We start from the raw sequence: 13,835 nt of genomic DNA, 5'->3' as shown, positions 1-13,835 counted from the left end.
GTCTGGCTCGCGCTCGCCACCCTCAGGGGGCAGACGCCCGCCGGCACGTCGACTCCGCCCCAGGCGGACGGGCCGCGCCGGCCGTCCCGCAGCCCCCGGAACCCCCGCGAACCCCGGCCGCCCCGGGACGTCACCTCGTGAGCGAAGCCGACTCCCCTCGCGAGCGTCCGCGGACCTCAGCAGCCCTCTGGGTCCTCTACACGGACACCTTCACGATGGCGGTCGGCTTCTACATGCTCGTCCCCCTCCTGGCCGTGCACTTCCTCGACGACCTCGGCCTGACGATCGCGCTCGTCGGCGTCCTGAGCGCCGTCCGTGCCGCCGCGCAGAACGGGATGATGCCGGTGGCGGGCTGGATCGCCGACCGCGTCGACTACCGCCGGGCCATCAGCATCGGCGTGCTCATCCGGGCCTCCGGGTTCGCGATGCTCGGCACGGTCGAGAGCCCACCGGGACTCGTGGTGGCCTCCGTGCTGACCGGTCTGGGCGGTGCGCTGTTCCACCCGGCGAGCTATGCCGCGTACGCCGCCCTCGCCGCCGGATCGAGCAGGGTCAAGGTCTACGCCACCCGGGAGATGGTCTCCAACCTCGGCTTCGTCGTCGGTCCGGTGGTCGGCGGGCTCGTGGCCGGCCTGAACTTCTCCTACGTGAGCTGGACCTCGGCCGGCCTCTTCGTCGTCGCGTTCTTCGTGACCGTGATCGGGCTCCCGTCCGGGCTCTCCGGGCCGCGGGCCGACCACCTTCCCCTCCGCCGCGTCTTCGCCGACAGGGCCTTCCTGCGGTACTGCGTCCTGGCCTCGTCGCTGTGGTTCCTCGTCTCGCAGCTGTACCTCGTGGTCCCCGTCAGGGCGCGCGAGGTGCTGCCGAGCACGGCGACCCTCGGCCTGGTCTACTCCGCAGCGGCCGTGCTCATGGTCGTGACCATGCTGCCCCTGTCGACGTTCACCTCGAAACGGCTGCGTCCCGCTCAGGTGCTGGCGCTCGGGGCGATCTCCTTGGGCTCGGGGATCGCCGTGATGGGTCTGTGGAGCTCGGCGGCGGGGCTCTTCGTCGGCGTCGGGATCTTCACCGTCGGCCAGATGCTCACGATGCCCACGGCCAACGCGATCGCCTCGGGCTACGCGCCCGACGGGGCCGTCGCCTCCTACTTCGGGGTGCAGGGGCTGGCGTTCGCGATCGGCGGGATGGTCGGGAACACCGTGGGGGGCCTGCTCTACACCGTCGCGGCCGGAGACGGCGCTGCCTCGACCGTCCCGTGGTTCGTCTTCCTCGCCTGGGGACTCGTCCTGGCAGCGGTGCTGCGGCGGCCTGGGGCACTCGCCCCCGCACGCTGACGCGCCGGGTCAGCGCACCGCCAGCCGCTCCCGCAGCCCGTCACGCACGCGGGGCCACTCGTCGGCGAGCACCGAGAAGTACGCCGTGTCACCGCGCGACCCGTCCGCGGCGATCCGATGCCCCCGCAGCACACCCTCGGGCTGGGCACCCAGGCGCGTGAGGGCCGCGATGCTCCGGTCGTTGCGCGCATCGGCCCGGAAGCCGATGCGGTGCATCCCCCACGACTCGAAGCCCTGAGTCATCAGGGCGAGCTTGCAGGCCGGGTTCGTCACGCCGCCCCACCACCGACGCGCGTACCAGGTGCTGCCGATCTCGCAGCGCTCCTGGGCGGGGACGACGTCGTAGAACGAGGTCCACCCCCGCACCTCGCCATCCGGCCCGAGGACGGTGAAGGCGAAGGTCCCCGGCGCCGCGAGGGCAGCCTCCACCCGACTGACGACGTCCTGGACGGACCGCGGCGTCGGCGTCACCATCCCTGCCCAGATCACCTCGTCGATCAGTGGGAGCATCGCGGTGGCATGCTCCACCGCGAGCGGGACCAGCCGCACCCCCGCCGCCTCCAGCTCGAGGTCGTGGTGCATCTCAGACCTCCGGGTCCTGCGTCGCCACGGCCTTGGCGAAGCAGACGGAGTTCGGCTCGTCGGCGTAGACGCCGTAGTTGGGGATCTGCCGGTACCCCGCGGAGCGGTAGAGCCCGATCGCCTCGGGCTGCCGCACTCCGGTCTCCAGCACGAGCTCGCGAAGGCCGCGCTCCGCGGCGATCTCCTCGAGGGCCAGCAGGATGCGGCGGGAAAGCCCTCGCCCACGGAACGCGGGCAGGACGTACATGTGCTTGAGCTCTCCCACACCGGCGCCACGCTCGGGCGCCTCCCTCAAGGAACCGCAGCCGGCGACCTCTGCCCCGATCCGCACCAGGAGCGTCGCGACCATCTCGTCGGGCGGGAGCACCGGCTCGATGTCCGCGACCCCGTCGTACCGGGCCGCGAGCTCGGCCTGCTGGGCCTCCCGCAAGGCCGCGGCGTCGGGGTCCTCCCACGCGACCGGCGTCAGGCTCGGTGTGGGCTCACTCATGGGAGGAGTGTACGGACGCCCCGTCGCCGATGCCGCCAGCGGTCAGCGGAGCAGCGAGCCGATCACGGAGGTGAAGAAGCCCAGTCCGTCGGTGCCTGTGCGCGGGCCGCGAGCGCCGTCGGGGCCGAAGCCCACCTCGACCGCATGCTCCGGGTGCGGCATGAGCCCCACGACGTTCCCCGCCGCATTGCAGATCCCGGCGATGTCGCGACGCGAGCCGTTGGGGTTCCAGCCGACGTAGCGGAAGACCACGCGCCCCTCGCCCTCGAGCTCGTCGAGGGTGTGCTCGTCCGCGACGAACTGCCCGTCCTGGTTCTTGAGCGGGATCGTGATCTTCTCGCCCCGGGAGTAGTCCCGGGTCCACGCCGTGTCCGCGTTCTCCACGGAGAGCACCTGCTCGCGGCAGATGAAGCTGCGGTGGTCGTTCTTGATCATCGCGCCGGGGAGGAGGTGCGACTCGGCGAGGATCTGGAAGCCGTTGCAGATGCCGAGCACCGGCATCCCGCCGTTCGCGGCGTCGACCAGCGGCTCCATCACGGGTGCGAAGCGGCTGATCGCCCCCGCGCGCAGGTAGTCCCCGTAGGAGAAGCCGCCGGGGAGCACGACGGCATCCACCCCGTGCAGGTCGGCGTCGGCGTGCCAGAGAGGGACGGCGGTCCCCCCGGCAAGACGCACGGCGCGAGCGGCGTCGCGGTCGTCGAGGGTCCCGGGGAAGGTGACGACGCCGATCCGGGCGCCGGCGACGGCGCTCCCGGCGCGGTCCTGCACGGCTGCGGGGCTCGTCATGCGTCCGCCACGGACGGGTCGGCGACGGCCTCGACGCGCACGACGTCCTCGATGACCGGGTTCGACAGCAGCGTGACGGCCGCCTGACGGACCTGCTCGAGCACGGCCTCGGTGACCTCACCCTCGACGGTCAGCTCGAAGCGACGCCCCTGCCGGACACCGGTGAATCCCCCGAAGCCCAGCCGCGGCAGGGCGGAGGCGACGGCCTTGCCCTGAGGGTCGAGGATCTCTGGCTTCGGCATCACATCGACGACGACAGTTCCCACGGAGTACTCCCGGGTGTGGAGGGCGACTGGGCCGGGCGGGCCTCTGCCGGGGGGCGGCAGGGGCACGGCGACAGGGGCCAGCCTACCCACGCGGTGCGCGCCGCGGAGCCGTCGTCCGGAGCCGTCGTCCGAGGGCGGTCGGCGGTCGGCGCTCGACGGCCGCGCGGTGCCGCCCACCCTCGGCCCAGCGTCACCAGTCCACGCCGGCCGCTCGGTGCCAGGCCAGGCCGGCGGCGCTCCACCGCCGGGCGAGCGCCGGCACGCGGGCGGCGAAGCCGTCCCAGTCGATCCGCTCGGGAGCGGACCAGGCGACCTCGGCGACCGCCGCCAGTCGAGGGAGCAGCATCGAGAAGAGCTCGTCGGCCGTGCGGAGCGTCTCCGTCCAGATCGCCGCCTCGATCCCGACGACGCGATCGGTGGGCACCTCGGGAAGCACCGCGAGCGGGTCCCAGCAGTACGCGTCGCGCAGCTCGACCGTGCCCGCCCACTCGAGCCCGAGCGGGGTCGAGGAGTCGTACTTCATGTCGAGGTAGACGCGCGTCGCCGGGGAGAGCAGCAGCCCGGCACCACGCTCGACCGCCGCGACCACCCGGGCGGCACCCTCCCGCTCGTCCCAGTACTGCACGACGGAGCCGGCGCCCAGCTCGGCCCCGGCGACCTCCTGCCAGCCGACGACGGTTTTGCCGGCGGCCAGCACCTGCGCGGCCGCGAGCCCGACGAGGTCGCGATGCTCCTCCGCGCTCATCGTCAGGACCTCGTCACCGCCGATGTGCAGGTACGGCCCGGGGGTCATCGCCGCCATGTCGGCCAGCACGTCCCGGAGGAAGGGCTCGGTGCTCGCCAGCGAGGCGTCGAGCTTGCTGAAGCCGACCTCGATCCCGGTGAACTCCGGCGCTGGGAGGCCGGAGGGGGTGAGTTCCCCGTAGGCGTGCAGGGCGGCGTTGACATGACCGGGCAGGTCGATCTCCGGGATCACGACGATGCCGCGCTCGGCCGCGTACCCGACGAGGTCCGTGTACGCGTCGACGGTGAACCAGCCCCCCGGGTCGCCGTCCACGGCGGTGGAGCCCGAGCTATGGGTGAGCAGCGGCCGGGACGGGATCTCCACGCGCCAGCCCTGGTCGTCGGTCAGGTGCAGGTGCAGGACGGTGAGCTTGAGGCCCGCCATGAGGTCGATGAGGTCGTGCAGCACCTCGGCTCCGAAGAAGTGCCGGGCCAGGTCGACGCTCAGCCCGCGCCAGGCGAAGCGCGGCGAGTCCTCGACGCACACGGCGGGGATCACGCGCGCCCCGTCCGGCCCCTCGGTGACGAGCTGCGCGAGACTCGCCGCAGCGTGGAGCAGCCCCTCGGGGCCCCCTGCCTCGACGAGCACGCGACCGGAGCTGACGTCGATCCGGTACGACTCCGCCTCGATGCGGTCCGGCCCCACCCGGTGCGACCGGAGGTCGGCCGATCCGGGTCCCGGGCGCAGGACCACCAGACCCGGGCCGCCGTCGTCCGAGGTGACGACCGGGACCACGCGTCCTGCGGCGGAGCCGAGGATCTCGGCGAACCGCACGGCGACCGGCGCGGCACCGGCATCGGCATTGGCTTCGGCATTGGCTTCGGCTTCGGCTTCGGCATCGGCTTCGGCATCGTGACCGGCACTGGCACCGTCGGGCCCCTCCAGCAGGACGCGGAGTCCGGCCGCGAGCGCGAACGCCTCGCCCTCGCCCCATGCTGCGTGCGCCGGCGCGGGGACGATCGACACCTGCGTCGCGAAGGCTCGCCCGTCGCCCATGGCCGCGTCCTCGCCGCCCGTCGCCGCGCCCGTCGCCACTCCCCCGTCGCCCGTCGCCACTCCCTCGTCACCCGTGGCCGCGTCCTCGCCGCCCATGGCCGCGTCCCCGTCGCCCTTCGTCGCTTCCTGGCTCACAGGCCCTGCCACGCGGGCTTCGCGGCGTAGGTCTCGCGGTAGTAGTCGGCGAGCTGGAGCCTGCTCGCCGCCGCGGGGTCCACCAGCACGGTGACATGCGGGTGGTGCTGGAGGATCGTCCCGGGCCACAGCGCGCTGACCGGCCCCTCGACGAGGTGGTGCACGGCCTCGGCCTTCGCGGTGCCGGAGGCGAGCAGGACGACGTGCCGGGCATCCATGATCGTGCCGAGCCCCTGCGTCAGGCAGTGCCGCGGAACCGACTCCAGGTCTCCGTCGAAGAACCGGGCGTTGTCCCGCCGGGTCTGCTCGGTGAGCGTCTTGATCCGGGTGCGCGAGGCGAAGGAGGACCCGGGTTCGTTGAAGCCGATGTGCCCGTCGGTGCCGATCCCGAGGATCTGCAGGTCGATGCCACCCGAGTGGCGGATCGCCTCCTCGTACGAGGAGCACTCCGCGGGGATGTCGGCGGCGAGGCCGTCCGGACCGCGTACGGCGCCCGGCTGGAAGTCGACACGGCCCGCGATCTCCTTCTCGATCACGGTGCGGTAGCGCTCCGGGTGATCGGCGGGCAGGCCGACGTACTCGTCGAGGGTGAACCCCCTCGCCGCCGCGAACGACAGCCCCTCCTCGCGGTGCCGCCTGGCGAGCTCGTCGTAGACGGCCAGAGGGCTCGACCCTGTGGCCAGCCCGAGGACGACGGGCCGCCCCGAGCGGAGCAGGGCCTCGACGGCCCCCGCCGCGAGCCCGGTCAGCACATCGGTCGACGCGATGACGACCTCCATCAGCAGCTCTCCTCTGTCGTGACGTTCATGGACGGCGTGGCGGGCGCGGCACCACGGAGCGGATCGGCACCGGGCTCGGCACCACCGACCGGACCGCCACCGAGAAGCGCCGCGCCGACCGCCGCCAGCGGGACCTCGGCCGGGGCGAGGGTGACCCGCTCGGCCAGCCCGATCGCCCGGAGGAAGGGCGAGGCGGCCGCCTGCTCCTCGAGCGCCGCACGCACGGCCCGCAGCAGGGGCTCGCCGAGCGCGCTGACTCCCCCGCCCAGGACGACCTGTCGCATGTCGCAGGTGAGCACGAGCAGCCGCACGGCCGAGGCGACGGCAGCAGCGAACTCGTCCAGGACGGCGACGGCCACCGGATCGCCGCCCGAGGCGGCCTCGAGCAGCTCGACCGGCGCGGGGCGTCCGGTCCGACTGGGCCACGCGGCGTCGAGCGCCGAGCCGGAGGCGTACTGCTCGAGGCAGCCGCGCTGGCCGCAGGGACACGCCCGGCCGTCGGGCACGACCGGGACGTGCCCGATCTCTCCTGCCGCACCGCTCGCCCCACGGCGGACCCGGCCGTCCAGGACCAGGCCCGCGGCCACGCCCGTCCCCAGGGCGAGGTAGGCGAGGTCGGCAGGCTCGTCGCCGGCCATGACCCGTGCCGCGCCGAGGGCGGCGACGTTGAGGTCGTTGTCCACCCGCACCTCGACACCGAGCCGTTCGGCGAGCAGCGCGCCGAGCGGGGCCGAGCCCTCGATACCGAGGTTCACGGCATGGGACACCTCGGCGGTCACCGGGTCGACGATGCCCGGCACCCCGACACCGACGGCCCCGAGCCGGTCGATGGTCAGACCGGCGGCGGCCAGCAGCTCGGCGACGACGGCGGCGGCGGAGTCGACGACGCCGCTCACTCCGTGCGCCGTCGGCCGGCGCGCGGTGAACCGCACGAGCGGCTGCGGGCCACCGAACGACACGAGGGCCCCGTGCACCTTCGTGCCACCGATGTCCAGGCCGAGGCTCAGCGCCTCGTCCTGCGGATCCGTCGCCATCTCAGCCCTTCACCGCCCCGGACATCAGCCCGCTCGTCATCCGGCCCTGCACGACGAGGAAGAAGATGATCACGGGGACCGCGATCAGGGTCGAGGACGCCATCACCTGACCCCAGTCCGTCTCCCGGCTCGCACTGGCCTGCAGGAAGCTCCGCAGCCAGATCGGCAGCGTCTTGGCACCGTCGGACTGCAGGATCACCAGGGCGACGGTGAACTCGTTCCACGCCTGGAGGAACGCATACACCCCCGAGGCGACCAGGCCGGGCGCGAGCAGCGGGAAGGTGATCCGCAGGAAGGCCTGGGTGCGGCTCAGCCCGTCCACCATGGCCGCCTCCTCGAGCTCGATCGGCACGCCCGCGACGAAGCCTCGCAGCATCCACACCGTGAAGGGCACCACCGCGCCGACGTAGATGATCGTGACGCCGAGCACCGAGTTGAGCAGGTTGAGGCTCCCGATGAGCTTGTACTGAGCGATGAACAGCCCCTCCGCCGGGAGCATCTGGACCAGCAGGACGGCCAGCACGAAGCTCTTGCGCCCGCGGAACCGGAAGCGGCTGATCGCGAGCGCCGCGAGGAAGGCGAACATCAGCACGACGAGGACCGTCAGCAGGGTCACCGCGAGACTCATCCGCAGCGCCCCGGGGAAGCCCGAGCCGGTCAGCACCGCCCGGTAGTTGTCGAGCGAGCCGTCGACCGGGACGAAGGTGGGGCGGGTGGACTGGAGCAGCACGTTGGGCAGCAGCGAGGAGCTGACCATCCAGTAGACCGGGAAGAGCCAGAGCAGCGAGACGACGATCGCCGCGAGGGAGAGCAGGGCCCGGCCCGCCCGGCGCACGGGACGACGTCGCGCTGCCGGGGCGGTGCCGCGACCGGCCGCGGTGCCGTCGGGGCGCGTGGCCGGACGGACGGGCAGAGCGGTGCGGACGGGCGGAGCGCTGCGCGTGGCGCCGGCCGATCCGGGGCGCGCAGGTGCGAGGTCGCTCATGCGTCCTCCTTCAGCAGGGTGCGGACGTAGAACCAGCTCAGGGCGATCGTCAGCACGAGGACGAAGACCGAGACGGCCGAGGCCATCCCGAAGTCCTGGGAGCCGGTGCCGAGCTGGAAGATGTAGGTGCCGAGGAGGTTCGTCTCGCTCGGCGTGGACCCGGCGTCCTGGAGCAGCTTGATCTGGGCGAAGACGCGCAGGTCCCAGATGATCTGCAGCAGCAGCACGATCATCAGGACCGGCCGCACCATCGGGACGACGATGCCCCAGAAGCGTTGCCAGCCGTTCGCGCCGTCGATCTGCGCGGCCTCCAGGACGTCGTCCGGCACCTGCGTGAGCCCGGCGTACACCGAGAGCGCGACGAAGGGGACGGACATCCAGACGATCACCGTCGTCGCGACGAAGAAGAACGACAACGGTGCCTGGAGCCAGTTGTGCCCGATGAAGTCCAGTCCGCCCCAGGTGAGGACCCAGTTGACGACACCGCGGTTCCAGTCGAACAGCCAGCGCCAGACGGTCATCGCGGCGACCACGGGCATCGACCAGGCCAGCAGCATCGAGACCTGGAGGATCAGCCGCGGCACCGTGCCGATCGCCTTCATCAGCAGGGCGAGCAGCACCCCGATGAGCACCGTCACCCCGGCGTTGACCAGGCAGAAGGCGATCGATCGGGCGACGACCGTCCACAGGTAGGAGTCGGTGAACAGGGTCACGTAGTTGCCGAGCCCGACGGACTCCGGGGCCTTGCCGAACTGCTGGGCGAGGCCGAAGCGCTGGGTCGAGGTGACGAGCTGCCAGACGAGGGGGTAGCCCATCGAGAGCGCGAGGATCGCGACCGCCGGGGTGATGAGCAGGTAGGGCGTTCTCGGTCGGCGGCGGTGCCGGACCGTCTGCGTGCGCATGGTCATCGAGCCTTCTCCTTGGGCAGGCCGTGGGTGGAGGCGAGCGGCCCCCACCCACGGCGGAGTACTGGAGGTCAGCCGACGCCGTTGAGCAGCGGCGTGATCTTCTCGTCGTACTCGGCGGCGAGCGCCGTGATGTCCCCGCCCTGCGAGACCTTGCTGAAGAACTCCTCCAGCAGACCGGAGCCCTCGACCGCTGCCCAGCCCGGCGCGGCCGGGGTGAGCTGGGAGTTGGACGCGGACTCGATGAGCGCCGTGGCGAACTGGTCGTCGCCGAGCGAGCTCATGTAGTCGGAGTTGGCCGGGCCGAGCCCGTTCTCGCCCAGCATCTGCTGGTACTCCGGGCTGAAGACGATCCGCATGAGCGACGTGGCCAGCTCGGGGTGCTGGGAGGTCGCCGAGATGCCGATGTTGGAACCACCCGCGAAGACCGGTGCGGCCCCGCCGTCGACCCCCGGGAGCACGAAGGTGCCGAAGGTCTCGTCGTTCCAGGTGCGGACGGGCTTGTCGTCGACCACCTCGAGGTCACCGATCGACCAGTGCGCCCAGCCCGGGGCCATGATGGTCGCCGCGGCGAGCGAGGTGTCGGTCGTCGAGGAGTCCTCGTTGGTCGCCGAGTCCGTGTCGTTGATGTAGAGCCACGGGCTCTGGTCCTTGGCGTCGGCCGGGGCGTTGGAGGCCTTCGCCCAGATCTCCTGGAGCTGGGTGAGGCCCTCGATGCTGCTGGGGTCCGACAGGGTGGACACCCACTGGCCGTCGACCTTCGTCGCGAGGTCGCCGCCGTTGGCGAAGATCCACGAGATGGCGTTGCGCCAGTCCTGACCACCGAGGAAGAAGCCGGAGAAGTTCGCGATGTCGCGCGGGTTCGCCTCGGCGATGGTCACCACCGCCTCGTTGAACTCGGCGAGCGTGGTCGGGACGCTGACCCCCGCCTCGGCCCAGACATCGGCCCGGTAGAACATGTACCGCGAGCCGAAGTAGTACGGCAGCGTGTAGTTCGCGCCGTCCACCGCACCGGCCTCGACGAACGAGGGCAGGAGCTTGTCGCCGCCGAGCTCGTCGTACATGTCGGAGATGTCGAGGAAGGCGCCGACGTTGGTGAAGGTCGGCGACTGCGTGTTGCCGAGCTCGACCACGTCAGGAGTGTTGTTCGCGTCGGGCAGGGCTGTCGTCAGCTTGGTGACCAGGTCGCCCCAGTCCTGCTGCTCGATGACGAGCGTGGACCCGGGGTTCTCGTTCTCGAACTCCGTCGTGAGGTACTCGCGCAGAGCGTCGGGGGTGTCGCCGCCGGCGAGCCAGAGGGTGATGCTCGCGCTCTCGGGTGCGCTGCTCTCCCCGGCGGGGGTCTCGGACGACGTCGTGCCGCTGGAGCAGGCACCGAGGGTCAGCGCGAGCGCTGCCCCCACTGCTGCCGATCGTAGGATTGTCACGTTGGGGTTCCTCCCATGTGCGAAGGCGAGCGCCGGACAGCGTCGCCACGGGTGGTGCTTCCGACCTGCAAGGACGGTCGGCTCGGGGTCCTCACGAGACCCCGAGCTGACCGGACAGCACGAGAACCGCAGCCCCGGACAGGGCTGCGTCCTCGCCGAGCGTTGCCATCCGCAGCGAGAGCTGCTCGCTGACGGCCGGCATGGTGCGTTCCCGGACGGTGTCGAGAGCCGCCTGGCGCACGGGTCCGTCCAGCAGCTCTGCCGGGCCGCTGAGCAGGACCTCCGCGAGGTTCAGCGCGCTGACGACGGGCGCGAGGGTGACCCCGTGCAGCCGTCCGACCGACGCCAGGGCGGCGTCGGCGTCCTGGGGGTCGAGCCCGTCGATCCTGCGACGCAGGGCCGGGACGGACAGGACCGTCTCGAGGCAACCGCGACGTCCGCAGGCGCAGGGGGCCGCCTCCGCGTCGCCGGGCAGCCGGTCGTGGTCGTCGACGACGGTGACGTGGCCGAGCTCTCCCGCCGCGTCGCGATGGCCCTTGAGGAGCATCCCGTCCACCACGATGCCCGCGCCGACGCCCTGGCCGACGATGAGGACCAGGAGCCCCTCGCCGCTCGCCCCTCCGTAGGTGTACTCGCCGAGGGCGCGGGTGTTCGCGTCGTTCGCGACGTGCACGGGGACGCCGAGACGCGTGCTCAGCTGCTCGGCGAGCGGCACGCCGTACCAGGCGCGGTTGGGCGCCTCGACGACGACCCCGTCCCGGTCGACGACGCCGGGAGAGCCGATGCCGACGCCGATCACCGGCCGCGTCGCGGCGGCGAGGAGCTCGCTCGCGAGCTCGGCGAGGAGCTCGAGCGCGTCGGCGCCCACACGACCCTCGGCGGGGACCGAGCGCCGGACGAGCACCTCGCCGACGAGCGACATCACCGCACCGCGGAAGGACGCGTCGTCGGCGAGGTCGATCGCGACGACCTGGAAGTCCTCGGTGCACATCCCGACCAGGGTGGCGGGCTTGCCCACGCGGGCCTCGGCGCGCACGCCTCGCTCGGCGACGAGGCCCTCCTCGATGAGCTCGGAGACGAGGTCCGAGACGGTGACCCGGGTGAGCTCGGTCGCGCGGGCGAGGTCGGCGCGCGAGGTGGGTCCCGAGTGGAAGAGGTGCTGGAGCACGAGGGCCCGGTTGTGCGCCCTCGCGTGCTCCGGAAGCACCTTGACCATCGGCCGCAGCACGCGGCCGAGCCCTCGACCCGACGTGCCCGCATGGCCGGGAGGGGTGGTCCCGGAGGGTCCCGCGGTCACCGCAGGTGGGGGCGTCGGCGTCGTCACGTTTGTTAGTAGACCTTCCTTACTAACTCACGTCAAGACCTCCGACGTCCTCGACACAGGACTGTTACCTGAGTGCGTGTTCCCGTCGGGGCGCTGCCGCCACCGGCTCACCCCGGCGCCAGACCTGCAGGGGCCGCAACCCCGCGTCGGTGACCAGGACATCTGCCCGCCGCCCTGCTTCGAGCGCACCGACCGAACGGTCCCCCAGCACCGCCGCCGGCGTCGTCGCCGCGGCCAGGACGACGTCGAGCAGCGGCACGCCGCCCGCCACGGTGGTCCGCACGATGTCGAGCAGGTGGGCCGTCCCACCGGCGATCGCTCCTCCGTGGGTGAGTCGCGCGACACCGTCGAGCACGGTGACGTCCTGCGAGCCCAACCGGTAGGCGCCGTCCGGCATCCCGGCAGCAGCCATGGCGTCGGTCACCAGGGCGATGTTCCGGGCGCCGACGAGGCTGAACACGTCACGGACGAGGCCCGGGTCGACATGGGTGCCGTCGCCGATGAGCTCGACGACCTCCCGCCCTTCCGCGGCGGCGGCGAGGTAGGCCGGGATCGGGCCGGGATCACGGTGCCCCAGAGGACGCATCGCGTTGAACAGGTGCGTGACCGTCGCCCGCCCGGAGCGCGGCTGCGCGGCCGCGGAGATCCGCGCCCGTCCGTCGGCGAGCGCCTCCATCGTGGTCTCCCGGCTCGCGTCGGAGTGCCCGAAGGAGGGAAGAGCCCCGACGGAGACCAGGGCGTCCACCACACCACCGTCCCCGACGTTGCCCGGGAGCTCCGGTGCGACCGTCATGGTCACGAGGAAGCCATGCGCGATGGCCGCGAGCTCGCGCACCAGATCGGGGTCGGGGCGCTGGATGAGGTGCGGGTCCTGCGCTCCGCACCGGACCGTCGAGACGAAGGGCCCCTCCAGGTGGATCCCGGCGATCTCCCCCGCGTCGGCCAGCGCGGTGAGGACGCCGACACGCTGCCTCAGGGTCTCGGGCGAGGCGGTGACCAGCGAGGCGACCAGGGTCGTCGTCCCGTGCGCGCGGTGCTCGCGCACCGCGACGAGCGCCTCCTCCGGCGTCGTCGCCTCGGGATAGCCCACCCCGCCACCGCCGTGGGTGTGGAGGTCGACGAGCCCGGGGAGCACGATCGCGGCCGAGCGCGCCGGCAGGTCCGTCCACCCGGCCGTGGCGGCCTCGGCGGCAGGTCCCACCCACGCGATCAGGGCGCCGTCCAGCACGACGACGCCGTCCTCGATGACCTCCGTCGGGGTCACCACCCGGCCGCGCAGCAGGACGGGAGCCCCCGGCGTGCACGCGGGGCTCGCGACCGGCAGCGGGCTCTCGACCGGCACCGAGCCCTCGACCGGCACCGAGCCCTCGACACTCATCGGGACAGACCCGTCTCCTCGGCGGAGCCCGCGGTAGGTCCGGACGGCGAGACGGGCGGCCCTGCAGTGATCGTCGTCCGGATCGTGTGGGACTCACCCTCGGTCAACGGGACAGCGCCGGTCCTGACCGCGCAGGTCTCCACGCACACGTAGTGCTTCCAGCCGCCGTCGCCGATGTCTGCCAGCACCCGGGACCGGTCGATCCACGGGTTCCACACGACCGTCTCGGTCGAGCCGGACTTCTCGACGAGGAGGTCGAGACCGGCCCCCTCGTCCCGCACCGTCACGGCGCCGACGGTGTCGAGGTAGATCCGGTCGACCTCCCGGTCGATCCGCAGGGGCTCGTCGACGCCCGGGACGAGCGCACCCGCGGCGGTCTTGTCGATGTAGGGCACCCCCTCAAGTCCCGCGATCTCGACGGCGGTCACGTCCGGGACGGTGACGTAGGTGTGCAGCGCCGCCTCGAGGCGGACCGGCTCGGTCCCGCGGTGCGTGAACTCCAGCTCCACCGTGAGCCGCGCCCCGACGGTGACGGTGCACGTGGCGGCGAAGGGGTGCGGCCACGCCGAGGCGCGCGTTCCGGCGTCGTCGGTCATCGTCATCCGGACGACGACCTCGCTCCCGACCTCC

13 protein-coding genes and 1 pseudogene are annotated in these 13,835 nt (G+C 72.5%); 1 reads left to right on the top strand and 13 read right to left on the bottom strand.

Annotated features, from left to right (window positions below):
* Nucleotides 1–137 precede the first annotated feature (137 nt).
* Complete coding sequence (locus ABWK99_RS06495) at nucleotides 138–1,334, top strand: MFS transporter (protein ID WP_372593887.1); 1,197 nt, start codon at nucleotides 138–140, stop codon at nucleotides 1,332–1,334.
* 9 nt (nucleotides 1,335–1,343) lie between these two features.
* On the opposite strand, the gene ABWK99_RS06490 is transcribed toward ABWK99_RS06495, so the two are convergent.
* The 13 genes and pseudogenes from ABWK99_RS06490 to ABWK99_RS06430 all read right to left on the bottom strand — a co-directional run.
* Nucleotides 1,344–1,916 carry a GNAT family N-acetyltransferase gene (locus ABWK99_RS06490; protein ID WP_372593886.1) on the bottom strand — a complete coding sequence of 191 codons (573 nt, stop codon included), beginning with the start codon at nucleotides 1,914–1,916 and terminating at the stop codon, nucleotides 1,344–1,346.
* 1 nt (nucleotide 1,917) lies between these two features.
* On the bottom strand, nucleotides 1,918–2,406 hold the full coding sequence (locus ABWK99_RS06485) for a GNAT family N-acetyltransferase (protein ID WP_372593885.1): 489 nt from the start codon (nucleotides 2,404–2,406) through the stop codon (nucleotides 1,918–1,920).
* Nucleotides 2,407–2,448: 42 nt separating this feature from the next.
* Nucleotides 2,449–3,192, bottom strand: a complete 744-nt coding sequence (purQ, locus tag ABWK99_RS06480) for a phosphoribosylformylglycinamidine synthase subunit PurQ (RefSeq protein ID WP_372593884.1) — start codon at nucleotides 3,190–3,192, stop codon at nucleotides 2,449–2,451.
* Nucleotides 3,189–3,458, bottom strand: a complete 270-nt coding sequence (gene purS / locus ABWK99_RS06475) for a phosphoribosylformylglycinamidine synthase subunit PurS (protein ID WP_372593883.1) — start codon at nucleotides 3,456–3,458, stop codon at nucleotides 3,189–3,191. The genes purQ and purS overlap by 4 nt, the downstream gene beginning before the upstream one ends.
* Nucleotides 3,459–3,648: 190 nt before the next feature.
* Nucleotides 3,649–5,373 carry a family 20 glycosylhydrolase gene (locus ABWK99_RS06470; RefSeq protein ID WP_372593882.1) on the bottom strand — a complete coding sequence of 575 codons (1,725 nt, stop codon included), beginning with the start codon at nucleotides 5,371–5,373 and terminating at the stop codon, nucleotides 3,649–3,651.
* Nucleotides 5,370–6,152, bottom strand: a complete 783-nt coding sequence (gene nagB, locus ABWK99_RS06465; RefSeq protein ID WP_372593881.1) for a glucosamine-6-phosphate deaminase — start codon at nucleotides 6,150–6,152, stop codon at nucleotides 5,370–5,372. Before nagB ends, ABWK99_RS06470 begins: the two co-directional genes overlap by 4 nt.
* Nucleotides 6,152–7,186 carry an ROK family protein gene (locus ABWK99_RS06460; protein WP_372593880.1) on the bottom strand — a complete coding sequence of 345 codons (1,035 nt, stop codon included), beginning with the start codon at nucleotides 7,184–7,186 and terminating at the stop codon, nucleotides 6,152–6,154. The genes nagB and ABWK99_RS06460 overlap by 1 nt, the downstream gene beginning before the upstream one ends.
* A 1-nt stretch (nucleotide 7,187) precedes the next feature.
* On the bottom strand, nucleotides 7,188–8,171 hold the full coding sequence (locus ABWK99_RS06455) for a carbohydrate ABC transporter permease (protein WP_372593879.1): 984 nt from the start codon (nucleotides 8,169–8,171) through the stop codon (nucleotides 7,188–7,190).
* Nucleotides 8,168–9,079, bottom strand: coding sequence for a carbohydrate ABC transporter permease (locus ABWK99_RS06450; RefSeq protein ID WP_372593878.1), 912 nt, complete (start codon nucleotides 9,077–9,079; stop codon nucleotides 8,168–8,170). Before ABWK99_RS06450 ends, ABWK99_RS06455 begins: the two co-directional genes overlap by 4 nt.
* 68 nt (nucleotides 9,080–9,147) lie before the next feature.
* Nucleotides 9,148–10,503 carry an extracellular solute-binding protein gene (locus tag ABWK99_RS06445; RefSeq protein ID WP_372593877.1) on the bottom strand — a complete coding sequence of 452 codons (1,356 nt, stop codon included), beginning with the start codon at nucleotides 10,501–10,503 and terminating at the stop codon, nucleotides 9,148–9,150.
* Between the two features lie 91 nt (nucleotides 10,504–10,594).
* Nucleotides 10,595–11,719: an ROK family protein gene (locus ABWK99_RS06440; RefSeq protein ID WP_372593888.1), complete on the bottom strand. Its 1,125-nt coding sequence runs from the start codon at nucleotides 11,717–11,719 to the stop codon at nucleotides 10,595–10,597.
* Nucleotides 11,720–11,891: 172 nt separating this feature from the next.
* The gene (locus tag ABWK99_RS06435; protein ID WP_372593876.1) at nucleotides 11,892–13,205 is read right to left on the bottom strand and encodes an N-acetylglucosamine-6-phosphate deacetylase; all 1,314 of its coding nucleotides are present in this window, start codon (nucleotides 13,203–13,205) and stop codon (nucleotides 11,892–11,894) included.
* Nucleotides 13,202–13,835 (bottom strand): annotated as a pseudogene (locus ABWK99_RS06430) (hypothetical protein); the annotation flags it as partial. The gene ABWK99_RS06435 and the pseudogene ABWK99_RS06430, both read right to left, overlap by 4 nt.

Origin of the sequence: Actinotalea sp. (assembly GCF_041597215.1) — a bacterium.
In the GTDB taxonomy this organism is placed as follows: Bacteria; Actinomycetota; Actinomycetes; order Actinomycetales; family Cellulomonadaceae; genus Actinotalea.
Note: the sequence above shows the minus strand (reverse complement) of the source record. Positions and strands in the feature narration are given on the sequence as shown.